This is a genomic window from Aeromicrobium senzhongii, from assembly GCF_014334735.1.
Classification (GTDB): domain Bacteria; phylum Actinomycetota; class Actinomycetes; order Propionibacteriales; family Nocardioidaceae; genus Aeromicrobium; species Aeromicrobium senzhongii.
The window spans coordinates 1,667,467-1,692,462 of sequence record NZ_CP060587.1 but is presented as its reverse complement, the minus strand read 5'-3'; the positions used below and the strand labels follow the sequence as shown (position 1 = coordinate 1,692,462).

The window sequence follows — 24,996 nt, the reverse complement described above, 5'->3', positions numbered from 1 at the left end:
ACGATGGCTTCATGAGCAACCGCACCTACCGTGTCACCGAAATCGTCGGAACGTCCCCGGCCGGGGTCAGCGAGGCCATCGACAGCGGCATCGCCCGTGCCGCCCAGACCCTGCGCCACCTCGACTGGTTCGAGGTCGTCGGGATCCGTGGCCAGATCGTCGACAGCGAGGTCGAGCACTACCAGGTCACGATGAAGCTGGGCTTCCGCCTCGAGGACGACGAGTAGGAACCGCGCATCACGGCGAGGGGGTGCCGTCGGCGGCGTCGGCCGCCTCGACCTCCTCGCGCGTGATGCCCATGAGGTAGACGATCGCGTCGAGGTACGGCACGTTCACGGATGTCTGTGCCTGGTCGCGCACGAGGGGCTTGGCGTTGAACGCGATCCCCAGCCCGGCCGCGGCCAGCATGTCCAAGTCGTTGGCGCCGTCGCCGATGGCCACGGTGTTGCGCACGTTGATGCCGGCCTGACCCGCGAAGGCGCGCAGTGCGTCGGCCTTGCCCGCCCGGTCGACGACCCGCCCGACGACGCGGCCGGTCAGCTCACCGTCGCGCACCTCCAGCTCGTTGGCCGCGAAGTAGTCGATGCCGAGGTCGTCGGCGATCCGCTCGATGATCTGCGTGAAGCCGCCGCTGACGAGCGCGAAGCGGTACCCCAGGCGCTTCAGGGTGCGGATCATCGTGCGCGCGCCGGGGGTGTACTCGAGGCCGGCATAGACCTCGTCCAGGGCCGACTCGGGCACGCCGCGCAGCTGGGCGACGCGCTCGTGGAGGGACTCGGAGAAGTCCAGCTCGCCGCGCATCGCGCGCTCGGTGACCTCGGCGACGGCCTCCTGGCAGCCGGCGTGCGCCGCGAGCATCTCGATGACCTCGCCCTGAATGAGGGTCGAGTCGACGTCCATCACCACCAGGCGCTGGGCATGGCGCAGGATTCCGTGCTCCTGCACGGCCACGTCGGTGCCGTACCGGTGCCCGATCGCGGCGAGATCGGACTGCAGGGCGTCGGGATCGGCGCCCGAGACCTCCATCCGGATCGCGGTGACCGGGTAGCGGGCCATCCGCACGATGCGGTCGATGTTGCCGCCGAGCTGGTTGATGCCCTCGGTCAGCGCCGCCAGCGCGTCGGGCATGAGCGGTGCGCCCAGCACGACCACCTGCGAGCGACCCACGCGGCGAGGGCGGTTGTCGCCGGTGCCGTGGACGGACTCGACCTCGAGGCCGAGCTCCGCGCCGACGCGGGTCACGTCCGACTCGAACCGGGGCAGGTCGTCGGGAGTCGTGACCAGCACGCTGAGGACGAGCCGGCCACGCACCACGAGCTGCTCGACGTCGATCACCTCGACGCCGTGATCGTCCAGCGCGGAGAAGACCCGCGTGGACACGCCGGAGCGGTCGGGACCGCTGAAGGTGACCAGGACCGTGGGGGCGGTCAGGTGCAGGGTGGGGACGTGTTCGGCAGCCGGCGTGCTCATCGTGTCGAGGGTATCGCCAGTTGGTTGCGACGAACCGGATAGGTTGGGCCTGTGACCGCCGTGTTCGACCTGACCGACGTCACGATCATGCGATCGGGCAAGCTGCTGCTGGACCATGTCTCCTGGCGCGTCGAGCCGGGGGAGCACTGGGTGATCGTGGGCCCCAACGGAGCCGGCAAGACGACCTTGTTGCAGGTGGCGTCGGCCAACATGCACCCGACCTCCGGCAGTGCCGAGATCCTCGGCGAGCGCCTGGGCGCCGTCGACGTGTTCGAGCTCCGGCCGCGCATCGGCCACACGAGCGCGGCGATCGCCGAGCGCGTGCCGCCCACCGAGACGGTCCGCAACCTCATCCTCTCCGCCGCCTACGCCGTCCTGGGCCGCTGGAACGAGGAGTACGACGACGAGGACCACCGCCGCGCGATGGCGATGCTGGCCGAGCTGGGGATCGCGGGCCTGGCCGACCGGACCTTCGGAACCCTCTCCGAGGGCGAGAAGAAGCGGGTCCTGCTGGCGCGCTCCCTCATGACCGACCCGGAGGTCGTCCTGCTGGACGAGCCCGCCGCCGGCCTGGACGTGGGGGCCCGCGAGGACCTCGTCGAGAGCCTCGAGGCGCTGGCGTCCGACTCCAGCGGCCCCTCGCTCGTGATGGTGTCGCACCACCTCGAGGAGATCGCCCCGGGCTTCACGCACGCGCTGCTGCTCTCGGCCGGCCGCGTCGTCGCGGCCGGGCCCATCGAGGAGACCCTCACCTCGCAGAACCTCTCGACCGCCTTCCGGCAGCGGCTCGAGGTCAGTCACGTCGCCGGACGCTTCTCGGCCCGCCGTCCACCCGCGCGGCACCGAGCGAACTAGGAGGGGCCATGGATTGGTTCGGGGACGACATCTGGGTCACGTGGACCGCGCTCGGCGTGATCCTGTGCCTCATCGAGCTGGCCAGCGGCGAGCTCATCTTCCTCATGTTCGGCATCGCGGCGTTCAGCGCCGCGGTGGCCGCCGCCGCCGGAGCGCCGTTGGCCATCCCGTTGGGACTCTTCGGAGTCGTCTCGGTCGCCCTGCTGGCGCTGGTGCGTCCCCGCATCGTCGCGCGGCTCTATGACGGACCGTCGCTGCCCTCGGGTCAGCACGGCCTGGTCGGTCACTCGGCGATCGTCGACGAGGAGGTCAACCGGCTCGCCGGCCGCGTCCTCATCGGCGACGTGCTCTGGACCGCGCGTCCCGTGGACCCCGAGGCCGTCTACGAACCTGGCGACGAGTTGCTCGTCGCCGCCATCGACGGTGCGATCGCCCGCGTCGTCCGGAAGGAGAGCTGAATGGAATCCGCAATCGTGGTCTTCTTCATCCTGCTGGTGGTGCTGCTGATCGCCACCGCAGCGATGAGTCTGAAGATCATCCCGCAGAACTTCGCCGGGATCGTCGAGCGACTCGGCAAGTACCGCACGACGCTGACGCCCGGGCCGCACCTGATCATCCCGTTCATCGACCGCGTCAAGTACCGGGTCGACCAGCGTGAGCAGGTCGTCTCGTTCCCGCCGCAGGGCGTCATCACCGAGGACAACCTGACCGTCGAGATCGACACGGTCATCCTGTACACGGTCAACAACCCGGTCGCCGCGACCTACGAGATCGTCAACTACATCGAGGGCATCCACCAGCTCACGACGACCACGTTGCGCAACATCATCGGCGGCATGACGCTCGAGCACGCGCTGACCAGCCGCGACCAGATCAACCGCAGCCTGGGCGCCGAGCTGGACGCGGCCACCGGCCGGTGGGGCATCAAGGTCAGCCGGGTCGAGCTCAAGAGCATCGATCCGCCGCCGACCATCATCGACGCGATGGAGAAGCAGATGCGTGCCGAGCGCGACAAGCGCGCGGCCATCCTCACCGCCGAGGGTGAGCGTCAGTCGGCGATCCTCAGTGCCGAGGGCCAGAAGCAGGCAGCGATCCTCACCGCCGAGGGTCAGAAGACCGCGGCGATCCTGAACGCGGAGGGCGAGAAGACCGCGGCGATCCTGACCGCGCAGGGCGAGGGCCGCGCCATCGAGACCGTCTTCCAGGCGATTCACGACGGCAACCCCGACCAGAAGCTGCTCTCGTACCAGTACCTGCAGACGCTCCCGAAGATCGCGCAGGGCCACAACGCCTCGACCTGGATCATCCCGGCCGAGGTCACGGCCGCGCTGAGCTCGATCGGCAACGTCGTCGGGTCCATCCCGGTCGACGGCGGCGGATCGCACAAGCGGGTGGATCTCGACGAGCCGGTCGTGACCGAGTCGTCGTCGGAGCCGGCTGGCACGAGCAGCGCCGTCGAGGAGGCCATCCGCGCGGCCAAGCAGGCCGAGTCCCCGGTCTCCACGCAGGACGATCCGCCCACGGACCAGCCGCCCGCCTGACGGCGCTCGATCCGGAGCATTTCCTCACCGGCCTCTCACTCCCGTACCGGGATGAGGGGCCGGTGGCGTATCGGTCGCGCCGTCGGAACGCGGACCCACGCTGTTGGTCCGTCTTGGCACAGTGGAGGCATGACCCGCCCCCGGATGATGCTCCTCGGCGCTGCCGTCCTGGCGACGGTGGCGATCGTCGTGGCCTGGCTCGTCATCGACCGCACGGACGACGATCCGATCAGCGGACCCGCGGCCCAGCTGGCCGAGGAGGTCCCGCTCGCCGACGGCTCGACCACCGAGCCCGACGAGGACTGGGTCACCAGGACGGCGGCCGACCGGCAGATCCCGGTCCGCGCGATGCAGGCGTACGCCCGCACGGAGATCAGCCAGCGCGAGGAGCAGCCCGAGTGCCGGCTCCGCTGGAACACGCTCGCCGGCGTCGGCTCGGTCGAGTCGGCCCACGGCACGCTGGGCGGCGCCGGTCTCGACGCCGCGGGCGTGCCCAGCAAGCGGATCATCGGCCCGCCGCTGAACGGCAAGGACGGCACCCGGGCGATCAAGGCCACCCGGGAGTCCACCGCCCTGCACGGTGACGAGACGTGGGACCGGGCGGTGGGCCCGTTCCAGTTCCTGACGACGTCGTGGGACCAGTACGGCGCCGATGCCGACGGTGACGGCGAGGCCAACCCGCACGACATCGACGACGCGGCACTCGGTGCCGCCAACCACCTGTGCGCCCACGAGCGCGACCTGTCCGGCGACGGCTGGGTGAAGGCCGTCTTCGCCTACAACAACTCGATGGCGTACGTCGACAAGGTCCGCAGCATCGCCGACAGCTACGCGAAGTAGCGCCGGCGCGCCGTCAGGACTGCCAGGTGCCGTGGATGATCGCGCGGCCCAGCGTCTTGAACGCCAGGTTGAAGCCGACGACGGCGGGGGAGACGGACGAGTCGACGCCCAGGGTCTCCTCGCCGACGGCGTGGACCACGAAGAAGTAGCGGTGCACCTGGTCGCCCTCCGGGGGAGCGGCGCCCATGAAGTTCATGCCGCCGCCGTCGTTGCGCACGTGGAAGGCGTTCCCCGGCAGCGAGGCGTCGTCGGCGCCGGCGCCCACGGCCAGCTCGGTGACGTCGGCGGGGATGTCGACGGCGACCCAGTGCCAGAAGCCCGACACGATCGGGGCGTCCGGGTCGAAGCAGGTCACGACGTACGACTTCGTCCCCTCGGGGGCGCCGCTCCAGGACAGGTGCGGTGAGGTGTCGCCGTGCGCGTTGACCTGGTCGGGCTTGAGTCGTTCGCCGTCGGTGACGTCGTCGCTGACGACGGTGAAGGTCTCGGCCGCGGGCAGCAGCGGGTACGGATCGGGAGTCACGGGTCGGTCGAGGCTCATGGGTCCTAACCTAGTGCGGTGGCCGACCTCATCGCACTCGACGATCCCCGCGACGAGCGGCTCCGGGACTACACCGACCTGAGGGACGTGCAGCTGCGCACCACGGTCGAGCACGAGCGCGGGATCTACATCGCCGAGGGCGAGAAGGTCATCCACCGCGCCGTCGCCGCCGGCCACGAGCCGAAGTCCTTCCTGCTGGCGCCGCGCTGGCTCGACAACCTCGCCGAGGTCCTCGAGCAGACGGACGCGCCCGCCTACGTGCTCGACGAGAAGGCGATCGAGCGTGTGACGGGCTTCCACGTGCACCGCGGAGCGCTGGCGGCGATGCACCGGCCGACCGAGCGCAGCGTCGCCGACGTGCTGGCCACGGCGAAGCGGGTGCTCGTGGCCGAGGACCTCGTCGACCACACCAATATCGGCGCGATCATGCGCAACGTCGCGGCTCTCGGGTTCGACGGCGTCCTGCTGTCGCCGCGGTGTGCCGACCCGCTCTACCGGCGCTCGATCAAGGTCGCCATGGGCGCGGTGTTCTCGCTGCCCTGGGCGCGGATCGAGGACTGGTACGGCGCCCCGCAACTGCTGCGTGAGCACGGGTTCACGTCGTACGCCATGACCTTGGCCGACGACGCCGTCGCGATCGACGACATCGAGCCGGCCGAGCGGGCGGCCGTGATCGTCGGCTCGGAGGGACCGGGCCTGAGCGAGCACTGGCAGCGCGAGGCCGACCACCGGGTCATCATCCCCATGGCGGCCGGGATCGACTCGCTCAACGTGGCCGCCTCGACGGCGATCGCCTGCTGGGAGTTCAGACCGAGATCGCGCTGACGCGCCGGGTCACTCCGGCTCTTCGCCGACCGGCCAGTCCTCGGCGTACTCGTCGGCGAGGGCCTGGTGCTGCTTGTAGAGCTTCTTGCGGGCCTTCTCGGGCACGCGGTCGCCGAAGACGGTGCCGAACAGGTGGTCGGTCTCGTGCTGCAGGCATCGCGCCAACAGGCCGGTGCCCTCGAACTCGACCGGCTCGCCGTGCTGGTCCACACCGGTGACCCAGGCGTGGTCGGGACGCGCGCACTCGGTGAACGCGCCCGGCAGCGACAGGCACCCTTCGTCGTGGACGTCGAGCTTGCGATCGGCGCCGTCGGGCAGACGCAGCACCGGGTTGCAGACCACGCCGGTGATCCGCTGCATGTCGTCGTCGGGGCAGTCGAAGACGAAGACCTTCAGGTCGACGCCGACCTGGTTCGCGGCCAGGCCCACGCCCTCGGCCGCGTACATGGTGGCGACCATGTCGGCCACCAGCGTGGCGAGCTCGTCATCGAACTCGGTGACGTCGCGCAACTCGTGGTGCATCACGGGAGTTCCCCAGCGCGTGATCGGACGGACGGAACCGCCCGTGGGCAGGGGACGGGACTGGTCGGCGGAGGGCGTTTCGGGCACGTCTCACCATATCGAGTGCAGCGACACGCGGATTCAGTGGTAACTGGAGTTGGATTCAGATACTCTCGGTATGTGAAACTGTAAACAACAGTTTCAACATCTCACCGAGGGAGTGAATGTGGCGGGCACAGACCCCATGGCCTACGGGCTACGCGTGCTGAACAAACTGGCCGCGTCAGAGACGCTCGACCGTTTCGGGCTCCGCAAGTTCGCCGAGCGCGCGGTCCACGGCACCACCAAGACCAGCTTTCAGGCTATCGGGGCCGCCCAGCGCACCTTCACGAAGGTCTCGGGCCACGCCCAGGGCGACCGGCCCGCTGCGGCCCAGCCGTCCGGAGTCTTCGACCTGACGCCGACCGAGGACCAGCAGATGATGGTCGAGGTCATCTCCGAGTTCGCCGCCGAGGTGCTGCGCCCCGGTGCCGAGCAGGCCGAGCACGCCGACGACACTCCCAAGGAGGTGCTGGCCCAGACCGCCGAGTTCGGCCTGTCGCTGATCAACATCCCCGAGTCGCTGGGCGGCCTGGCCGAGGAGCGCTCCGCCGTCACGGGCGTGCTCGTCGCCGAGGCACTGGCGCACGGCGACATGGGCCAGGCCGTCGCCTGTCTCGCGCCGTCCGCCGTCGCCACCGCGATCTCGCTGTGGGGCACCGAGGGCCAGCAGCAGACCTACCTGCCGCCGTTCACCGAGGGCGACGTCCCGGCGGCCGCCCTGGTCGTGGCCGAGCCGGTGCCGATGTTCGACCCGCTGACGCTCGGCACCGTCGCCCGCCGCACGGACGGCGGCTACGTCCTCAACGGCCTCAAGTCCGGTGCCGTCCGCGGGGCCGAGGCCGAGCTGCTGGTCGTCGCCGCCGACGTCGAGGGCCGCGGCCCGTCGATGGTGATCGTCGAGGCCAACACCGACGGCGTCGCCGTCGCGGCCGATCCCGGCATGGGCCTGCGGGCGGCCGGGCTCTCGCGGATCCAGCTCACCGACGTCCGCGTCGGCGAGGACGCGATCCTGGGCAGCCCCGAGGACTACCGGACGATGATCCGCCTCTCGCGCCTTGCGTGGGCCGGGCTGGCACTGGGCACCGCGAAGTCGGTGCTCGAGTACGTCAAGGAGTACGTCGTCACCCGCGAGGCCTTCGGTGAGCCGATCGCGTACCGCCAGGCCGTGGCCTTCACCGTCGCCGACATGGCGATCGAGCTGGAGGGCATGCGCCTGGTCACGCTGAAGGCCGCCTCGCGTGCCGAGCGGGGCAGCGACTTCGCCCGCGAGACCGCGTTGGCTCGCCGCCTCGCGACCGAGTACGGCATGAAGATCGGCACCGACGGCGTCCAGATGCTCGGTGGTCACGGCTTCGTCAAGGAGCACCCGGTGGAACGGTGGTACCGCGATCTGCGTGCCGTCGGCGTGATGGAAGGAGCAGTCCTCATCTGAGGACGGGACAGATCATGATCTACCTCGAGACCCCCAAGAAGTTCCGTGCCTTCGTCCAGCAGGCGCACGACGTCGCCAACGAGTTCCTGCGTGCCAACTCGCGCAAGTACGACCTCGCCGAGCACAGCTACCCCAAGGAGCTCGACCTCCTGGCCTCGCTGATCGACGGCCTGAACGAGTCGGGCAACAGCACCGGCGCCGGCGCTGCAGGCGTGCGCGTCAAGAGCAGCACCAAGAAGGACCAGGGCGTCCGCAACGCCACCAACATGGCGTCGGTCCTGTCCGTGATCGAGATGTGTTGGGGCGACGTCGGCCTGCTGCTGTCGATGCCGCGTCAGGGCCTGGGCAACTCGGCCATCGCATCGGTCGCCACCGACGAGCAGCTCGAGAAGTTCAAGGGCACCTGGGCGTCGATGGCCATCACCGAGCCCAGCTTCGGCTCGGACTCGGCGGCCATCAAGACGACGGCCATCAAGGACGGCGACCACTACATCCTCAACGGTGAGAAGATCTTCGTCACCTCCGGCGAGCGCTCGGACTCCGTCGTCGTGTGGGCCACCCTCGACAAGAGCCTCGGCCGTGCCGCGGTGAAGTCGTTCGTCGTCCCGAAGTCGTTGCCGGGCATCCGGGTCGAGCGGCTCGAGCACAAGCTCGGCATCCGCGCGTCCGACACCGCGGTGATCGTCCTGGACAACTGCCGGGTCCCGGCCGAGAACCTGCTCGGCGATCCCGAGATCGACACGTCCAAGGGCTTCGCCGGTGCGATGGCCACGTTCGACAACACCCGCCCGCTCGTCGCGGGCATGGCCGTCGGCTGCGCCCGGGCGTCGTTGGAGGTCATGCGCGAGCTCATCGAGAAGGCCGGGTTGACGATCGACTACGATCGCTCGCCCGCGCTGCAGCCGCACGTCGTGGCGACGTTCCTGCAGATGGAGGCCGACTGGGAGGCCGCGCTGCTGCTGACGCTCGAAGCCGCATGGATGGCCGACAACCGCCAGGCCAACTCCCTGCAGGCGTCGATGGCCAAGGCGAAGGCCGGCCGCTCGGGCAACGAGATCACGCTCAAGTGCGTCGAGCTCGCGGGCTCGCTGGGCTACAGCGAGACCGAGTTCCTCGAGAAGTGGGCTCGCGACTCCAAGATCCTCGACATCTTCGAGGGCACGCAGCAGATCCAGCAGCTCATCGTCGCGCGACGGCTGCTGGGTCTGAACAGCTCGCAGCTGAAGTGACCGCGGCGGGCCGCGATCAGGGCTTCAGCAGCGCCTTGATCGCGGTCCGCTCGTCCATCGCCCGGTAGGCGTCGGCGACTTGGTCCAGCGGGACGGTCAGGTCGAAGACGTCGCCGGGCGTCAGCGCGCCCGAGAGGACCTCGGGCAGCAGCTCGTCGAGGTAACGGCGCACGGGCGCCACGCCGCCCGCCAACGCCTGGTTGCGGCCGAACATCGCCGGCACGTTGAGCTCGACACCGTGGGGCACGCCGACGTAGCCGACGGTGCCGCCCGGGCGGAGCGACAAGAACGCCTGCTTCATCGACTCGCCGGTGCCGACGCACTCCAGCACCGCGTCCGCGCCGATGCCGTCGAGGATCTCGCGCACCTCGGCGGCTCCCTCCTTGCCACGGGTCTCGACGATGTGGTCGGCGCCGAAGCGCCGGGCCAGCTGCTGGCGGTCCTCGTGCCGGGACATGGCCACGACGGTCGCGGCCCCGAGCCGCTTGGCCGCCAGGACGGCACTGAGGCCGACGGCGCCGTCCCCGACCACGGCGACGGTCGATCCGGCGGTCACCCCTGCGCCGAAGGCGGCGTGGTGGCCCGTGGGGAAGACGTCGGTCAGCGCGAGCAGGTGCGGCAGCAGTGCGTCGTCGACATCACCGGGAACGGTGACGAGGGTGCCGTCGGCCTGGGGGACGCGGACCAGCTCGGCCTGGCAGCCGACGTAGCCGCCACCGTTGACGCACGAGGTCTGCACGCCGTTGCGGCAGTGCACGCACGTGTTGTCGCTGTACATGAAGGGAGCGATCACGAAGTCGCCCACGGCGATGCCGGAGACGTCCGTGCCGACGCTCTCGACGATGCCCACCTGCTCGTGTCCGATCTGGTGCGGTTCGGTCTGGGGCTTGTTGAGGCCGCGGTAGGGCCACAGGTCGCTACCGCACACGCACGAAGCCACGACGCGCACGATGGCGTCGGTGTCGGCCTCGATCACGGGATCGGGAACGGTGTCGAGTCGGATGTCGCCGGGGGAGTGAAGGACGGTCGCGCGCATGCGTGCAAGGATGGCAGACATGAGTGAAAAGCCTGAAGTCGATTTCACCCCCGGCCCGGCCCCGACCGACCTCGTCATCGAGGACATCACCATCGGCGAGGGCGACGAAGCGGTCAACGGCGGCGTCGTCGACGTCCACTACGTGGGCGTGGACTTCGAGACCGGCGAGCAGTTCGACTCCTCCTGGGACCGCGGCCAGTCGGCGCGCTTCCCGTTGCCGCAGCTCATCGGAGCCTGGCAGCAGGGCATCCCCGGCATGAAGGTCGGCGGCCGTCGCAAGCTCATCGCCCCGCCGGAGCTGGCCTACGGTCCGGCCGGTGGCGGACACCGTCTCTCGGGTCGCACGCTGGTCTTCGTGATCGACCTGCTCGGCGTCGGCTGAGCACGCACCCCTGACCTCAGTCGAGCTCGTCGAGGAAGCCCTCGACGCTCGACACCACGTCGTGCGTCGCCGCCAGCGTGGTGATGTGATCGCGTCCGGCGATCTCGACGAGCCGGGCGTGAGGCATCACCTGCTGCGCGGCGCGTGAGTCGCGCAGACGGGCGGCGTCCTGCGACCCGGCGAACAGCAGCGTCGGCACGACGATGCCGGCCAGCTGCTCGTCGGTGAGCCCGGGTGCGTCCCTGGACGCGCGGAACCACGCGGCCATCGCCTGCGGGTCGGCGTCGAGGAACTCCCGGGCCGCGGTCTCGACCGCGGGCCCCTTCGCCTCGGCCAGGCGGCGCAGGAACTCGGCCGTGTCCCCGGTGTCGAGCACGTCGATGCTGCCGGGGAAGAAGACCTCGTCGAACTCGTCGTGCTGGGACCTGGCAGTGCCGCCGCCCAACAGGAGGCTGATCAGCCGATCCTGGTCCCGGGCGGCGAGGTTGAAGCCGATCCGCGCCCCGGCGGAGTAGCCGAGGAGATGCGCCCGTTCGGCCTCGACCGCGTCGAGCACGGCGACGAGATCGGCGCAGAGCCGATCCATCGTGTAGGCGGCCTCGTGGTGCGGCTTGTCGCTGTCGCCGTGGCCACGCAGATCGACGAGGATCAGTCGGTGACGGGTCGCCAGCGGCTCGACGTAGCCCTCGTCCCGCCACATCGCCGACGACATCCCCGTGCCGTGGACCAGGAGCATCGGCTCACCTGTCCCAACCACGTCGAAGGCGATCCGAGTGCCGTCCTGCGCATTCGTCGCACGCTCCATCTGGCCACGGTACGTCAGAGTTCGGTGAGTGCCTTGGCCACGCGTTGGGCCGAGATCGGCCCGACGGCCCGCAGCTCCTGCGCGAAGACGCTGACCCGCAGCTCCTCCAGCATCCAGCGCACGCGACGGACCGGAGGCGTGAGGCGCTGCCAGGGACGCAGCTCCTTGGTGCGCTCGTGGAAGCGAGCCTCCAGGTCCCAGATCTCGCTCGGGTCCTTCGTCGAGGTCAGGCGCCTCGCCGCGGCGCGCAGGTAGACCGGGAGGCGCCCGATCTGGTCGGCGCCCATGTCGCGGATGAAGCCCGGGTGGATCAGCCAGGAGACCTGCACCCGGACGTCCTCGCCCGCCTCGTCGGTGCCGGGGTTCACGTCGCCGAGCGCCTGCAGTGCGCTGATCACCTGGCGCACGATGCGCTCGGTCAGTGGCACGGCGTCGGCGCGCACGAGATCGCGCAGCCGGCGGTAGGCGGCCTCGTCCCAGACGGGGCCGCCGTGCTGGACCACGAGGTGGTCGAGCGCGGTCAGCCAGGACTCCTCGATGACCGCCGCGGCGTCGCCCTGCGGCGAGGTGGCCAGCAGCAGCTTGTCCTGCAGCGAGAGCGTGCGCCCGACCGTGCCGACGGGCGAGCCGGTCGACAACGCGATGAGGCGCGCCTGGCCGCGCACCATGGCGACCTGCTGCTCGGCCTGCGTGCGCAGCACCCGCAACGCGACGCTCTTGCCCTCGTCGACCAGGGCCGGGTATCCGGTGACCTGGCCGGCGGTGATGCTGCGCTGGAGGTCGCCGACGTCCCAGTCGGTGATTCCCGTGCGCTCCTCGCTCTGCGCCTTGCGCTGCAGGTCGCGCCGCAGGCGGGGCTCGAGCTCGCGGCGCAGGGCGTCGATGTCCTTGCCGGAGGCCAGCTCACGCTCACCGTCGACCACGCGGAACGTCGGGCGCAGGTGCGACGGCAGTGAGGTCGGGTCGATCAGGGACGGGTCCACGTCGAGGGCGCGGCCCAGCTCGGTGCGCAGGTCCTTCGACGTGTCGAGGCCCGGCAGGACCCGCTCGGCGGACTGGGCGGCCGGCGCGAAGCGGCGACGCTCGGCCTTCGGCAGGCCGCGGATGAGCTCGGTGACCAGCTCCAGCCGGCGTCCGGGCACTCCCCAGGCGAACTCGTCGGCATCCACCGTGAGCAGGTCGTCGACCGGCACGGTGATCGTGATGCCGTCGTCCGCGGCCTGGGGGTCGAACCGGTACGAGACGTCGTAGACGGCGTCGAAGTCGGTGCTCTGCGACGTCCACGAGGTCGGGAAGGCGTCGGCGTCGACGTCGGCGCGGAACAGGTCGTCGGTGAAGTCCAGAAGGTGCTTGTCGGGCTGCTTCTTCCACCACGAGTCGAAGTGACGCACCGACACGACGTCGGCTGGGACCCGGGCGTCGTAGAAGTCGACGAGCGTCTCGTCGTCGACGCGGATGCCGCGTGTGCGGACGCGCTCCTCGAGGTTCTCGATCTCGGCCAGCCGGTCCTGGTTGCGCAGCCAGAACTTGTGGTGGGTGCGCCACTCGCCGCCCACCAGTGCGTGCCGGATGAACAGCTCGCGGGCCAGCGGCGCGTCGTGCTGCGCCAGCATGACCGTGCGGTCCACGACCACGGGCAGTCCGTAGAGCGTGGACCGTTGCGTCGCCACGGCGGCTCCGCGCTTCGCCGACCACCGCGGCTCTGAGTACTGGTGCTTCAGCAGATGGCCCGCAGCCTGCTCGACCCAGGCCGGATCGATCCGGGCGTTGTCGCGGGCGAACAGCCGCGACGTCTCGACCAGTTCGCCGGCCATGATCCATCGCGGGGGCTTCTTGGACAGGCCGGAGCCCGGGAAGATCGTGAAGCGGGCGCCGCGCGCACCGAGGTACTCGCGGGTCTCGGCGTCGCGCAGGCCGACGTGGGACAGCAGACCGTGCAGCAGCGCGCGGTGGATCGCATCGGCGTCCGGCTCCTTGCGGACCTTGCCGGGCTTGAGTCCCAGCTCGCGCACCGTGCGGCGCAGCTGCGAGTTCACGTCAGCCCACTCGCGCACGCGCAGGTAGTGCAGGAACTCGTCGTGGCACATCCGGCGGAACTTCGTGTGCGAGAGCTCGTCGCGGCGCTCCTGCAGGTATTCCCACAGCTTGAGCAGGGACAGGAAGTCCGAGTCGGGCTGGCGGAAGCGTGCGTGCTGGGTGTCAGCGGCCTGCTGCTTGTCGAGCGGGCGTTCGCGGACGTCCTGGATCGACAGGCCCGCGACGATGACCAGGACCTCGGGCAGGACCCCGAGTCGGTCCGCCGCCAGCACCATGCGGGCGTGACGGGGGTCGAGGGGGAGCCGCGACATCGTGCGGCCGAGCTTCGTCAGCCGGTCACTGCCGTCCCGTCGGGGCGCCAGGGCGTCCAGCTCGCGCAGAAGCGCGAGGCCGTCGGCGACCGCGCGGTGGTCGGGGGCGTCCAGGAACCCGAAGTCGCTGATGTCGCCCAGGTCCAGCGATGCCATCTGCAAGACGACGCTGGCCAGGTTCGTGCGCTGGATCTCGGGGTCGGTGAACTCCGGACGGGACTCGAAGTCCTCCTCGTCGTACAGGCGGATGCAGATGCCGTCGGCGACGCGGCCACACCGGCCGGCACGCTGCGCGGCACTGGCCTGCGAGATCCGCTCGATCGGGAGGCGCTGGACCTTGAGCCGGGCGCTGAAGCGCGAGATGCGCGCCAACCCGGGATCGACGACGTACCGGATGCCCGGCACGGTGATCGAGGTCTCGGCGACGTTGGTCGCCAGCACGATGCGTCGGCGCGGGCCGGTCTGGAAGACCCGCTGCTGCTCGTGCGCGGCCAGTCGGCCGTAGAGCGGCACGACGTCGCCGAGGGACTGACCCTCGAGCACCTCGGCGGTGTCGCGGATGTCGCGCTCGCCGGGCAGGAACACCAGCACGTCGCCGTCGCGGGGCAGCTCGCGGATCGCGCTGACGATCCCGTCGATGACGTCGTCCTCACGGTCGAGGGGCCGGTAGCGGACCTCGACCGGGTAGGTGCGGCCGCTGACCTCGATGATCGGGACGGGTCGCTCGGGCGTCGAGAACAGCGCCGCGAACCGCTCGACGTCGATCGTGGCCGAGGTGACGACGACCTTCAGTTCGGGACGACGGGGGAGCAGCTCGCGCAGGTAGCCCAGCAGGAAGTCGATCGACAGCGATCGCTCGTGGGCCTCGTCGATGATGATCGTGTCGTACCGCTCGAGCCGGCGGTCGTGCTGCAGCTCGGTCAGCAGCAGACCGTCGGTGACGAGTCGGACGACGGTGTCGGGACCGGACTTGTCGTCGAAGCGCACCGCGTAGCCGACCTCGGCACCCAATTCGACGTCGCACTCCTGCGCGATGCGGGCGGCGACCGACCGGGCCGCGATGCGGCGCGGCTGGGTGTGAGCGATCTTGGTGCGACCGAGCTCGGCGGCGATCTTGGGCAGCTGCGTGGTCTTGCCCGAGCCCGTCTCGCCGGCCACGACCACGACCTGGTGATCGCGCAGCGCGTCACGGATCTCGTCGTGACGTGCGGTGATCGGCAGAGCGGGATCGAACTCGAGTTTCATCGCTCCCATCATCACCGCAGGCCCAATTGATCGGCCCAGAGGGCATACCCGACGAAGGCCACGACGTCCAAGATGGTGTGCGCGATCACGAGCGGCATGACGCGACCGGTGCGGTGGAACCACCAGGCGAACACGACGCCCATCACGGCGTTGCCCAGGAACGGTCCGAAGCCCTGGTAGAGGTGGTAGCTGCCGCGCAGCACCGCAGAGGCGGCGATTGCCGCAGGCAGGCCCCAGCCGAACTGCTTCAGCCGGGTCATCAGGTAGCCGACGACGATGACCTCCTCCAGCACGGCGTTCTGGATCGCCGACAGGATCAGCACCAGCACGGACCACCAGTAGAGCTTCTCGGGGCTCGTGACGATCTCGGCGGTGATCCCCAGCTCGCGGCCGGCGAAGTAAAGCCCCAGCCCGGGGATGCCGATCACGGCGGCCAGGCCGGCGCCGGCGAGGGTGTCGCGCAGCGGACGGCTGCCGTCGAGGCCGAGGCGCTTGAGCACCGGGGGAGCCTCGTCGAGGCTCAACAGGTAGAGCACGAGCGCCACTGGGACGAGGGCGAACCCGATCGACAGCAGCTGGTAGGTCAGGTCGAGCCACGGGACCTCGTCGCGTGACTGGTTGAGGGTCGCGGTCGAGTCGCGCAGCGGACCTTGACTCAGCTTGCGGATGAGGCTGACGACGGCATAGACCGCCGACTGGCCCAGGGAGAGGCCGAGGACGATCCAGACCTCGGCGCGCAGGCGCCGGGTCATGTCATCACAGCTCGTTCGTCGCGAACGTGTCGCAGCTGTTCGGGTTGCCGGTCTCGTAGCCGGTCGTGAACCACCGCTGACGCGACTCGCTCGAGCCGTGGGTCCAGGAGTCCTGGTTGACGCGACCGCCGCCGAGCTCGGCCTGGATGTGGTCGTCGCCGACGGCCGCCGCGGCGGACAGGGCCGAGTCGATGTCCTTGCGCGTCAGCGGCTGGATGAGCGTGTTGCCCTGGTCGTCCTGGGTGGAGGCGGCGTGGTGGGCCCACACGCCGGCGAAGCAGTCGGCCATGAGCTCGACCCGGACGCCGTTGCTGCGCGGGCCGGTCTTGCCGTCCTGGGCCTTGGCGAGGATGCCGAGGATGTTCTGGACGTGGTGGCCGTACTCGTGGGCGACGACGTACATCTGCGCGAGGTTGCCGCCGTCGGCGCCGTACTGACTGCTGAGCTGGTCGAAGAAGGACGCGTCCATGTAGACCCGCTCGTCCGAGGGGCAGTAGAAGGGGCCGGTCTGGTTCGACGCGGTTCCACACGCCGACTGGGTGGAGCCGGAGTAGATGACGGTCTGGGCCTCGCGGTACTGGCGGTTGACGTCGGCCGGCAGGGCGTCGGTCCAGTAGTCCTGGGTGCTGTTGACGGTGCCGACGATCCGGCACACGTCGTTCTCGTTGGCGTCGGCGCCGGTCTTGCACTGGGTGACGTCGATCGACGAGGAGTTGCTGCCACCGGTCAGGACCTGGTTGACGTCGAAGGCCGACGACGAGCCGCCGCCGAGCGGGTTGCCACCGAGGAAGGCGAACAGCAGCACCAGCAGCAGGCCGCCGACGCCACCGCCGACCACCGCGCCGGACTTGCCACCGATGACCTGACTGGTGTCGAGGTTCGCGCCCTCGTTGAACGTCATGGCGCGATTCTAGGTGGCGGCCGTGCTCTCCACCGTGTCAGCGGGGCGGGGGACTCCTAGGGTTGCGCCATGACCGAAGTGATGAGCCCGGTGCTGCCCCTGTCGGGTGACGACGAGGCACGGCGAACCGCTCTGCGCCGAATGCGCGCCCTGGCCACCTCGCTGTTGGTGGTCGCCGCGATCGTCTTCGCGTTGACACACGGCCACGGCGGCGCCTGGGGGTACGTCAACGCTACGGCGGAGGCGGCGATGGTGGGCGCGATCGCGGACTGGTTCGCGGTCACGGCGTTGTTCCGGCATCCGATGGGTCTGCCGATCCCGCACACGGCGCTGATCCCGAAGAAGAAGGACCAGCTGGCCGCGAGCCTGCAGGACTTCGTGTCCGAGAACTTCCTGCGCGAGGACGTGATCCGCGACCGCATCGCGGCGGCCGGACCTGCCGAGCGGGTCGGGGCCTGGGTCGCTGCCCCGGGGCGCGTGCACCGGATCGTCGACGAGGGCGCCCGCGTCACCTCGGACCTGCTCGGCCGGGTCAAGGAGGAGGACGTCCAGGCGGTCATCACCGAGCTGATCATCCCGCGGATGATGCAGGAGCCGCTCAGCCCTGCCGTCGGCCAGCTGTTGACCGAGATCCTCGACGAGGGGGCGCACGCCGGCCTGGTGGACCTGGGCCTGGACGAGTTGCACGGTTGGCTCGCGGCCCACCCGGACCGCATCACGGACCTGATCATCGCGCGGGCGCCGGAGTGGGCGCCTCGCTGGGCGAACACGATGATCGCGGACCGCTTGTTCCGCGAGGTGCTCACGTGGGTCGAGGACATCCGCGACGACCCCCGGCACGACGCGCGGGTCGCGCTGGACCACTGGCTGGTCGAGCTGGCGCACGACCTGCAGCACGACGCCGACACGATGGAGCGCGCCGAGCGGTTGAAGCAGCGGCTGCTGACCCAGCCGAAGGCCGCGGTGACGACGGTCCGGCTCTGGGACTCCTTCCGCCGGGGTCTGCTCGAGGCGCTGGGCGACCGGGACGGCGTTCTGCGCCGGCGGATCGTCGAGGAGATCGAGGGCCTGGGGGAGCGGCTGAAGTCCGACCCGGTCCTCGCGGCGAAGGTCGACGGGTGGGCCGGCGATGCGGCGGCCTACGTGGTCGAGCACTACGGCGGCGAGATCGCGACGGTCATCTCCGCGACGGTCGAGCGGTGGGACGGCAAGGAGACCTCCGACCGGATCGAGCTGCACGTCGGGCGGGACCTGCAGTTCATCCGGATCAACGGCACGGTGGTCGGCGGTCTGGCCGGCCTGGTGATCCACGCGGTCTCGCAACTCTGGTGATGCCCTGCTGAATCCACACCGTGCTGGATCCACAGCTGTGGACAACCGCTGTGGACAGTGTGTGGACGCAAGCGTGTGTCCGGTGTGGAGAACCTGTGGACGCGAGAATTTCCCTGCAATGATGCGCGAAACCCCTTGTGTTCGCTGTCACATGAGGCGTAGACAGGTCTCACGCACTTCTCCCCAGAAGAGCGAGAAGGAAGCCCGATTCACCTCACGCAGACGGCTCGCGCCGGACGCAGACTCCTGGTGGTGCAGGTGTCGAGGAGATCCGCCCGGGCGACCGGATCCGAGAGCATTCATCACGCGTTCTCGATGCGAAGGCCCCGGGTAACTCATACTTACCCGGGGCCTTCTGCATGGGCCGTGAAGGCGTTTGCTAGAGTTCAGTGCTGCACCACAAACACCTCGTCCGGGTGGCGGAATTGGTAGACGCGCTAGCTTGAGGTGCTAGTGCCCTGTTAGGGGCATGGGGGTTCAAGTCCCCCCTCGGACACACCTGCGAAGTGGCCCCTGATCTGCGGAAACGCAGCAGGGGCCACTTTGCATTTGCGGTCATGGCGGCACCATGGCGGCACATGGGCCCTCGCAGGGCGCACCGATGACACCTAACGAGGGTCAGAGGAGCGCCCGACATGGCATGGATTCAGGAGCGACGCAGAACCGATGGCGGACTCTCGGTGCGCGTCGAATGGCGAATGGGCGGAGGCCGCACCGGCGTCCGCCAAGACGAAACCTTCAGCGCCGGCACCGACGCGCAGAACCTCGCTCGCGCCGGAGGCTTCAAGAAGGCGGTCGAGGCCGCGGGTGGCAACTGGCCCGACGGCTGGGTCAAGGGCAGGGGTTCGTCCGCTCGCGCGACGACCACTACGTGCCACCGCCGTACTTCGCCGAGGTGGCCGAGGAGTACGTGCGACAGATTGTCGACCCGTCGCCGGGGCAGCGCAAGCGCTACCTGTCGCAGGTGAAGGTCTTGGCGCGCACCGAGATCCGCGGTACGCGGATCCTTCAACCGACGCATCGACGCGATCACAGAGAAGGACATCAAGGCCTGGCTGATCAGCTGGGACCGGTCCATCAAGACCAAGGCGAACTACCACGGCCTGCGACCCAAGCACGCCATTCGCGGGCAATCACCTCGGCAACCCCAAGACCCCGAAGTCACGCCGCGCCATCACCATCGCCCCGGCGCTGGTCGAGCTCCTACGACCCCTCGTGGAGGGCCGCCTCGCGGACGACATCGTGTTCACGTCCCCGACTGGACTCGCCATCCACGACTTCTACGAGCGCGTGTGGCAGCCCTTCAGTCTCGATCTGAAAGAGTCCGGCATCGCGCCGTTCCGCTTCCACGACTCGCGCCACACCCGCTACAACCGCAAGTTCGCCTGGCAGTCTCGTGCATCAGTGTCGCCCTCGTGTTGCCGCGGCCGTCACACGCCCTCGTGTTGCCCCGACCGTCACACGCCTGCGGCGGGCACGGATGCCGCCCGCAGACGTGGCCGTGCCACAGCGACGTACGCGATCGACCCGACGATTCCCAGGAAGACCATCAGAAGGACGTAGATCAACTGGCTCTGGCCGGCCACCTCCCAGCGTTCCCGAGGCACTCGGAGCGCCTCGAGCAAGATCACCAGCCACCAGACGAAGACGGCGACCATCACCGCGATTGCGAGAACCATGACCAATTGCTGACTCATAGCGCAAGTATGAGCACAACCGGGAGTCGGCCGGACGCGATTGGACTTCCGGGGGAATCCCAGTGTTTAACAGGTGTAACTTCTTGTCACGTTTCGTGTCGTCTCGGTGGGGGAGCGGTGCGGTGCCCGATCGCGTCACCCTCGCTCGCGCGATCGACGCGTGGTGCGCCGATGAATCAGCCGCGCACCCGTTTGCGACCCGGATCGCCATGGACCTGCTGGACGAGAAGGCGTGGGTGACGCTCGCCCGGCGAGCTGTCGACCATGCTCGGCAGACCGGTGCGTTGGCGGGCCTGCCACGAGCGCTCGACCTGCTGGCCTGCCTGCGCCTGTGGCGGGGAGAGATGGACGGTGCGGAGGCCGCAACGGAGGAGTCGGCACACCTCGCCCACCGGATCGGCGCGGCTGCGCCCGCGTTGACGCCGACCCTGCTCCGGAGCTGGCAGGGATCCGGCGGTGACCACCCGGACTGTGACGATGTGGGCGCGACGCCCCTCGTGGACCTCGGCCGGTCCCTCGTCCACATCGCCTCGGGCCAGTACGAGCCGGCGCTGCGCGACGCGCAGCGGGCACTCGACGCCGACGAGCCGTTCGTCTCGTCGTGGGCCGCGCCCCAGGTGGTCGAGGCGGCGGTGCGGCTCGGCCACCCCGAGCAGGCAGCGACGGCGATCGCGCTGATCCGCTCCATCGGCCGCGCGACCGGATCGGCCTGGGCCCTCGGGATCGAGCAGCGCTGTCTGGCCCTCCTCGCCGAGGACCACTCGACGGAGGAGCACTTCCGTGAGTCCGTGCGGCAGCTGGAGCTGTCCGGCATGAGCCTGGACCTCGCCCGGACTCACTTGCTGTACGGGGAATGGTTGCGTCGGCAGACGCGGCGGGTGGATTCGCGGACACCGTTGCGACAAGCGCTCGAGGTGTTCGACGCGGCCGGTGCCACCGCGTTCGCGAAGCGAGCCTGGCTCGAGTTGCGCGCATCGGGTGAGCAGGCTCGCCGTCGAACGCCGAAGACGCTCGGCGCGCTCACCGAGCGTGAGTCCCAAGTCGTCGCGCTCGCCATCGAGGGGTACTCCAACCCCGCCATCGGGAAGCAGCTCTTCATCAGTTCCCGGACCGTCGAGTACCACCTGAACAAGGTGTTCTTGAAGGTGGGGATCACCTCCCGAGCGCAGCTTCGGGCGGCGTTGGAGCGCTGAGCCACACCTCCGGGCCCGTCGACGGTGGAGACGACCCAGATGGTCGGGGGAACGTCCCCGGCCGCGTCCCTGTCGCGGACGAGTACCGAGACAGGCCCCGGGCGTCACGGCCGCCGCGAGAGCTTCGAGACCGGGCATGTAGCCTCGGACATGCAAGACCCTCTCACTCTCGCCGGTGAGGGGGTTTTGTCTTTGTGGCGTGGGCTCAGTGTTGTCGCTCAGGCCCAGAGTCGCGTGGTGGCCTCCGGCCGGCGCGACGATCATCACGCCACGGCATGAACTCGTCGTCCCGGGATGTGCGGGGCCACGTCGCCGGGGCGGCAGTCTGACGGGCCTGCTCGACTACACCCCGAACGGCGGCGTCGAGCCGACGGACTTCCTCGTGGCCGCCGCGGTCGTCGCCGGTTGGCCCTCCGGTTCTGACAAACTGACCCGACGCGCGTCGCCGGGCGCTCGACGCCCGCCAAGGTCGCAGGCACGGTTCCGGAACACGAGGGTGGAGGTCGGTCGATGACCGAGAAGTCGGTACCAGGCCAGCGGCGCAAGCAGGCAGTCGTCAACGTGTTCCAGCGGTACGTGGCGAACCCGGTCGTGAGGCGGATCGCCGGCCGGATCCCAGGAGCACCCGTCCTGCTCGAGACCACGGGTCGCACGTCCGGACAGCCCCGCCGCAATCCGGTGGGTGGGCGACTGGTGGGCGACTCGTTCTGGTTGGTCTCCGAGCACGGTCTGCGTTCGCAGTACGTCAAGAACCTGGTGGCCGAGCCGAGGGTTCGGCTGCTGATGCGGGGACGGTGGCACACCGGCATCGCGCACGTGCTGCCGGACGACGATCCTCAGGCACGACTGCGCGCCCTTCCCCGCGGGAACAGCGCAGCCGTTCGCGCCCTGGGGACGAGTCTGCTGACGATCCGCGTGGACCTCGACCGTGACGGGGCCGTGGGCGGGTCACGTGTCAGCTGATCGTGCCGGAGGCGGTAGGGGCAGGGCGGCACCGCGAACATGCGATGCCGCCGCACTCCTCGTTGCGAATGGTGTTGCTGGGGCGGGTCAGTCGCCCGTCTTGGTGACCCCGAACATGAGCACGCGGCGGTCGATGTCGTAGAACACCTTGCTCGTGTTCGTCAGGATGTCCTGCAGGGCGTCGGCGTCCTCGGCGCTGACCGTGAGCACCTCTTCCCACGCGCCTTGGTCGAGCACGAGCTGCAGCGTCCAGACACCGGACCCGCCACCCTCGCCCGCGGTCCAGCTGAACTGGTAGTGCGTGAGCTGCCGTACGCGCAGGCTGTCGTCCGTCATCTGGACACCACCGTTGCCCTGGGTCTTCCTCGTTGAAGCCATGACCACTCCTCTGCATTGCGCCGCGGCGCCCCCGTGCGCCGAAGCTGGGACTGAGGGGTACCCATCGGCGAGCCACTCAGTCGACACCTGTGCCTCGGGGCCCCGCATCCCCGCGCTCCTGGATCCGCCGGATCTCGTCGTCGATCCTGCATCCGAGCGTGATCGACGGGACGAACGCGATGACGCTGTCATGCCATGGACGAGACCGCTCGTGTCCTGTGCGATCCGTGCGCCCTCGTCGGGGTAAACTCTGAGTGTCAGGACGTCGTCTCCACGCGCTCGCAGCAGAACTGCGCTGGAATGGGGACGGAAAAGAACACCAGTGAGTGTCGGCCGACCGCGGATCGCGTCGTCGGTCCTCATCTGGTCACCAGGTCCGCGGCTGCCCGCAGGGCGGCCACGCGTTCGTCGTCGGCGAAGTCGGCGAGCCCGGGCCTTGCAGGGTCCGAGTGCGCTGCCGTCTCGGTACGGACAGAGCGCCAGTCAGAGGAGACGAGTTTGGCCAGACGAGGCCGCAGTCAGGGAAGCTCCACCGGGGCACGCCCGCGGAACCAGCGGGGTGGGCGCGCCACGGACAACGAGGGCATCATCCCGGTGCTCGCGCGCGCCGTGCGCGACGTCGAGGCGGGCGTCCAGCGCGGCCGGGCGACCCCGACGGTTCGGACGAAGTTCCAGACCGTCGCGTTGCTGGCGCGCGAGGAGCGCACGCGGGTCAAGACGGCCTCGATGAGCGAGTCCCAACGGGCCGAGCAGCTCAAGCGACTCGACGGCATCGGCACCATTCTGGCGAAGACCGCCACCCGCGACACCTCCTTGCTGTCCCTGCTCGCCGAGGACGCCGAGGTGTCCGACGCCTCCAAGGCCCTCAAGCGCGACATGCTGATCGCCGCGGGCCTCGAGTCCCCGGCCGAGCCCGAGGCGGAGGTCGACGAGGACCCCACGCCCGCGGCTCCCACGCGTCAGGTGGTTCCCCAGTCGGTCATCTCGCGCCGGTTGGCCGACCCGTTCCTCGCTCCGCAGTTCGAGACCGCCGAGACCCGCAAGCCCCAGGGGCGGCGGCTGGCCAACTGGGAGCTCATCGGACCGCTGCTGTCGTCGTTCGAGCGGGCGTCCAGCAGCTCCCCGGCGTGCATGGCCCTGCCCGAGCCGATCTCCGTGCCCCTTCCCGAGGGTAAAGAGCTGATGCGCCACCAGGCGCAACTGGTGGCAGCCGCCGCGGAGGGGCACCGGACCTTCCTGCTGGCCGACGAGCCCGGCCTGGGCAAGACCGCCCAGGCCCTCCTGGCGGCGCAGGCCGCGGACGCCTATCCGCTGCTGGTCGTGGTCCCGAACGTCGTCAAGTCCAACTGGGCGCGTGAGGCGAACATGTGGACCCCGAAGCACAAGGCCACCGTGATCCAGGGCGACGGCCACACGATCGACGGATTCGCCGACATCGTCATCGTCAACTACGAGGTGCTCGACCGGCACGTCGGCTGGCTCGGCGACCTGGGCTTCCGTGGGATGGTCCTCGACGAGGCGCACTTCATCAAGAACAAGTCGTCCCAGCGCTCCCAGCACGTCCTGCAGCTGTCCGAGCGCATCCGTTCCCGCACCTCCCGGCCGCTGCTGATGGCGTTGACCGGCACCCCGTTGATCAACGAGATCGAGGACTTCCGGGCCATCTGGCAGTACCTGGGGTGGATCGACGAGAAGAAGCCGCGCGCCGAGCTGCTCCAGGCGCTCGAGGACACGGGCCTGACCCCGATCGACCCCGGGTTCTTCTCGGCCGCCCGCGCCCGCGTCATCGACATGGGCATCGTGCGCCGGCGCAAGGTCGACGTGGCCGCCGACATCCCCGCCCGCCGCATCGCCGACCTGCGGGTCGAGCTCGACGACGAGGCGGGACGCTCGATCCACGCGGCCGAGCGCGAGCTCCAGCAGCGGCTGGTCGCCCGTTACGAGGCGGCGCTCGAGACCCGTGCGCCCGGTGTGCCGGTCGAGGGCATCGACCACGACCTCGTGCGCCGGATCGCGGCGTGGGAGCGTGAGGAGTCCGCGAAGACGGAGGAGAACGTCTTCGCCATGATGCGGCGCATCGGCCAGGCGAAGGCGGGCCTCGCGGCCGACTACGCCGCTCAACTGGCCCACAGCGTCGGCAAGGTCGTCTTCTTCGCCAAGCACGTCGACGTCATGGACGTCGCCGAGCAGACCTTCGAGAAGCGGGGCATCCGGTACTCGTCGATCCGCGGCAACCAGACGCCGTCGGCGCGGCAGAAGAACATCGACGCCTTCGTCAACGATCCCGACGTCTCCGTCGTGGTCTGCTCGCTGTCTGCGGCCGGCGTGGGCGTCAACCTGCAGGTCGCCTCCGACATGGTGCTGGCCGAGCTGTCCTGGACCGACGCGGAACAGACCCAGGCCATCGACCGGGTCCACCGCATCGGTCAGGAGGAGCCGGTGACGGCGTGGCGGATCATCGCCTCGCGCACGATCGAGAACCGGATCGTCGAGCTCATCGACAGCAAGGCCGGTCTCGCCGCCCGTGCGCTCGACGGCTCCGACGAGGAGATCGTCGAGTCGGCGGACATCCAGCTCGAGACCCTCGTCTCGATGCTCACCGACGCGTTGGCTGCGAGGTCCTGACCC

At 69.7% G+C, this 24,996-nt stretch carries 23 protein-coding genes and 1 tRNA gene; 14 read left to right on the top strand and 10 right to left on the bottom strand.

Annotated elements, in window-relative coordinates:
• Positions 1 to 11: 11 nt before the first annotated feature.
• On the top strand, positions 12 to 227 hold the full coding sequence (locus H9L21_RS08480; RefSeq protein ID WP_154594889.1) for a dodecin: 216 nt from the start codon (positions 12 to 14) through the stop codon (positions 225 to 227).
• A 10-nt stretch (positions 228 to 237) separates the two neighbouring features.
• Here the strand turns inward: H9L21_RS08480 and serB are convergent, their stop codons facing one another.
• Positions 238 to 1,470: a phosphoserine phosphatase SerB gene (gene serB / locus H9L21_RS08475; protein WP_154594890.1), complete on the bottom strand. Its 1,233-nt coding sequence runs from the start codon at positions 1,468 to 1,470 to the stop codon at positions 238 to 240.
• 51 nt (positions 1,471 to 1,521) lie between these two features.
• Here serB and H9L21_RS08470 point away from each other — a divergent pair, with 51 nt between their 5' ends.
• The 4 genes from H9L21_RS08470 to H9L21_RS08455 all read left to right on the top strand — a co-directional run bounded on the left by H9L21_RS08470 (position 1,522) and on the right by H9L21_RS08455 (position 4,706).
• On the top strand, positions 1,522 to 2,325 hold the full coding sequence (locus H9L21_RS08470) for an ABC transporter ATP-binding protein (RefSeq protein WP_187411370.1): 804 nt from the start codon (positions 1,522 to 1,524) through the stop codon (positions 2,323 to 2,325).
• An 8-nt stretch (positions 2,326 to 2,333) separates the two neighbouring features.
• A complete protein-coding gene (locus H9L21_RS08465; RefSeq protein ID WP_154594891.1) occupies positions 2,334 to 2,783 on the top strand; it encodes an NfeD family protein in 450 nt (149 codons plus the stop codon).
• A complete protein-coding gene (locus H9L21_RS08460; protein ID WP_154594892.1) occupies positions 2,784 to 3,866 on the top strand; it encodes an SPFH domain-containing protein in 1,083 nt (360 codons plus the stop codon).
• 129 nt (positions 3,867 to 3,995) lie between these two features.
• Positions 3,996 to 4,706, top strand: coding sequence for a lytic transglycosylase domain-containing protein (locus tag H9L21_RS08455; protein WP_154594893.1), 711 nt, complete (start codon positions 3,996 to 3,998; stop codon positions 4,704 to 4,706).
• Positions 4,707 to 4,719: 13 nt separating this feature from the next.
• On the opposite strand, the gene H9L21_RS08450 is transcribed toward H9L21_RS08455, so the two are convergent.
• On the bottom strand, positions 4,720 to 5,247 hold the full coding sequence (locus H9L21_RS08450; RefSeq protein WP_154594894.1) for a YbhB/YbcL family Raf kinase inhibitor-like protein: 528 nt from the start codon (positions 5,245 to 5,247) through the stop codon (positions 4,720 to 4,722).
• Positions 5,248 to 5,265: 18 nt separating this feature from the next.
• Here H9L21_RS08450 and H9L21_RS08445 point away from each other — a divergent pair, with 18 nt between their 5' ends.
• Entirely contained in the window at positions 5,266 to 6,072 is an 807-nt protein-coding gene (locus H9L21_RS08445; protein ID WP_187411369.1) for a TrmH family RNA methyltransferase, read from the top strand.
• 9 nt (positions 6,073 to 6,081) lie between these two features.
• On the opposite strand, the gene def is transcribed toward H9L21_RS08445, so the two are convergent.
• Positions 6,082 to 6,681 (bottom strand): peptide deformylase, encoded by a 600-nt coding sequence (gene def, locus H9L21_RS08440; protein ID WP_255467014.1) that lies wholly within the window; start codon positions 6,679 to 6,681, stop codon positions 6,082 to 6,084.
• A gap of 154 nt (positions 6,682 to 6,835) precedes the next feature.
• Between def and H9L21_RS08435 the strand changes: the two genes are divergently transcribed.
• Together H9L21_RS08435 and H9L21_RS08430 are read left to right on the top strand one after the other, a co-directional pair.
• On the top strand, positions 6,836 to 8,107 hold the full coding sequence (locus tag H9L21_RS08435) for an acyl-CoA dehydrogenase family protein (RefSeq protein WP_255467013.1): 1,272 nt from the start codon (positions 6,836 to 6,838) through the stop codon (positions 8,105 to 8,107).
• 14 nt (positions 8,108 to 8,121) lie between these two features.
• Positions 8,122 to 9,336 carry an acyl-CoA dehydrogenase family protein gene (locus tag H9L21_RS08430; protein WP_154594895.1) on the top strand — a complete coding sequence of 405 codons (1,215 nt, stop codon included), beginning with the start codon at positions 8,122 to 8,124 and terminating at the stop codon, positions 9,334 to 9,336.
• Between the two features lie 16 nt (positions 9,337 to 9,352).
• Here the strand turns inward: H9L21_RS08430 and H9L21_RS08425 are convergent, their stop codons facing one another.
• Positions 9,353 to 10,372: a zinc-dependent alcohol dehydrogenase family protein gene (locus tag H9L21_RS08425; protein WP_154594896.1), complete on the bottom strand. Its 1,020-nt coding sequence runs from the start codon at positions 10,370 to 10,372 to the stop codon at positions 9,353 to 9,355.
• 19 nt (positions 10,373 to 10,391) lie between these two features.
• Here H9L21_RS08425 and H9L21_RS08420 point away from each other — a divergent pair, with 19 nt between their 5' ends.
• A complete protein-coding gene (locus tag H9L21_RS08420) occupies positions 10,392 to 10,754 on the top strand; it encodes an FKBP-type peptidyl-prolyl cis-trans isomerase (RefSeq protein ID WP_154594897.1) in 363 nt (120 codons plus the stop codon).
• Between the two features lie 16 nt (positions 10,755 to 10,770).
• Here H9L21_RS08420 and H9L21_RS08415 read toward each other — a convergent pair whose 3' ends face one another.
• The 4 genes from H9L21_RS08415 to ypfJ are packed head-to-tail and all read right to left on the bottom strand — an operon-like array spanning position 10,771 to position 16,805.
• A complete protein-coding gene (locus tag H9L21_RS08415) occupies positions 10,771 to 11,559 on the bottom strand; it encodes an alpha/beta fold hydrolase (RefSeq protein ID WP_154594898.1) in 789 nt (262 codons plus the stop codon).
• A 14-nt stretch (positions 11,560 to 11,573) separates the two neighbouring features.
• Positions 11,574 to 15,152 (bottom strand): ATP-dependent RNA helicase HrpA, encoded by a 3,579-nt coding sequence (gene hrpA / locus H9L21_RS08410; RefSeq protein ID WP_154594899.1) that lies wholly within the window; start codon positions 15,150 to 15,152, stop codon positions 11,574 to 11,576.
• An 11-nt stretch (positions 15,153 to 15,163) separates the two neighbouring features.
• Positions 15,164 to 15,904 (bottom strand): CPBP family intramembrane glutamic endopeptidase, encoded by a 741-nt coding sequence (locus tag H9L21_RS08405; RefSeq protein ID WP_154594900.1) that lies wholly within the window; start codon positions 15,902 to 15,904, stop codon positions 15,164 to 15,166.
• Between the two features lie 4 nt (positions 15,905 to 15,908).
• Entirely contained in the window at positions 15,909 to 16,805 is an 897-nt protein-coding gene (gene ypfJ / locus H9L21_RS08400; protein ID WP_154594901.1) for a KPN_02809 family neutral zinc metallopeptidase, read from the bottom strand.
• Positions 16,806 to 16,874: 69 nt separating this feature from the next.
• Here ypfJ and H9L21_RS08395 point away from each other — a divergent pair, with 69 nt between their 5' ends.
• Together H9L21_RS08395 and H9L21_RS08390 are read left to right on the top strand one after the other, a co-directional pair.
• Complete coding sequence (locus H9L21_RS08395; protein ID WP_154594902.1) at positions 16,875 to 18,137, top strand: DUF445 domain-containing protein; 1,263 nt, start codon at positions 16,875 to 16,877, stop codon at positions 18,135 to 18,137.
• A gap of 410 nt (positions 18,138 to 18,547) precedes the next feature.
• A tRNA-Leu gene (locus H9L21_RS08390) sits at positions 18,548 to 18,633 on the top strand.
• 961 nt (positions 18,634 to 19,594) lie between these two features.
• On the opposite strand, the gene H9L21_RS08385 is transcribed toward H9L21_RS08390, so the two are convergent.
• A complete protein-coding gene (locus tag H9L21_RS08385) occupies positions 19,595 to 19,816 on the bottom strand; it encodes a hypothetical protein (RefSeq protein ID WP_187411368.1) in 222 nt (73 codons plus the stop codon).
• Between the two features lie 140 nt (positions 19,817 to 19,956).
• Here H9L21_RS08385 and H9L21_RS08380 point away from each other — a divergent pair, with 140 nt between their 5' ends.
• The gene (locus H9L21_RS08380) at positions 19,957 to 21,027 is read left to right on the top strand and encodes a helix-turn-helix transcriptional regulator (protein WP_154594904.1); all 1,071 of its coding nucleotides are present in this window, start codon (positions 19,957 to 19,959) and stop codon (positions 21,025 to 21,027) included.
• Between the two features lie 510 nt (positions 21,028 to 21,537).
• The gene (locus tag H9L21_RS08375) at positions 21,538 to 21,990 is read left to right on the top strand and encodes a nitroreductase/quinone reductase family protein (protein ID WP_154594905.1); all 453 of its coding nucleotides are present in this window, start codon (positions 21,538 to 21,540) and stop codon (positions 21,988 to 21,990) included.
• 87 nt (positions 21,991 to 22,077) lie between these two features.
• Here H9L21_RS08375 and H9L21_RS08370 read toward each other — a convergent pair whose 3' ends face one another.
• Positions 22,078 to 22,368: a hypothetical protein gene (locus H9L21_RS08370; protein WP_222865745.1), complete on the bottom strand. Its 291-nt coding sequence runs from the start codon at positions 22,366 to 22,368 to the stop codon at positions 22,078 to 22,080.
• A gap of 498 nt (positions 22,369 to 22,866) precedes the next feature.
• Between H9L21_RS08370 and H9L21_RS08365 the strand changes: the two genes are divergently transcribed.
• The gene (locus H9L21_RS08365) at positions 22,867 to 24,993 is read left to right on the top strand and encodes a DEAD/DEAH box helicase (RefSeq protein ID WP_222865744.1); all 2,127 of its coding nucleotides are present in this window, start codon (positions 22,867 to 22,869) and stop codon (positions 24,991 to 24,993) included.
• The last annotated feature ends 3 nt before the right edge of the window (positions 24,994 to 24,996 follow it).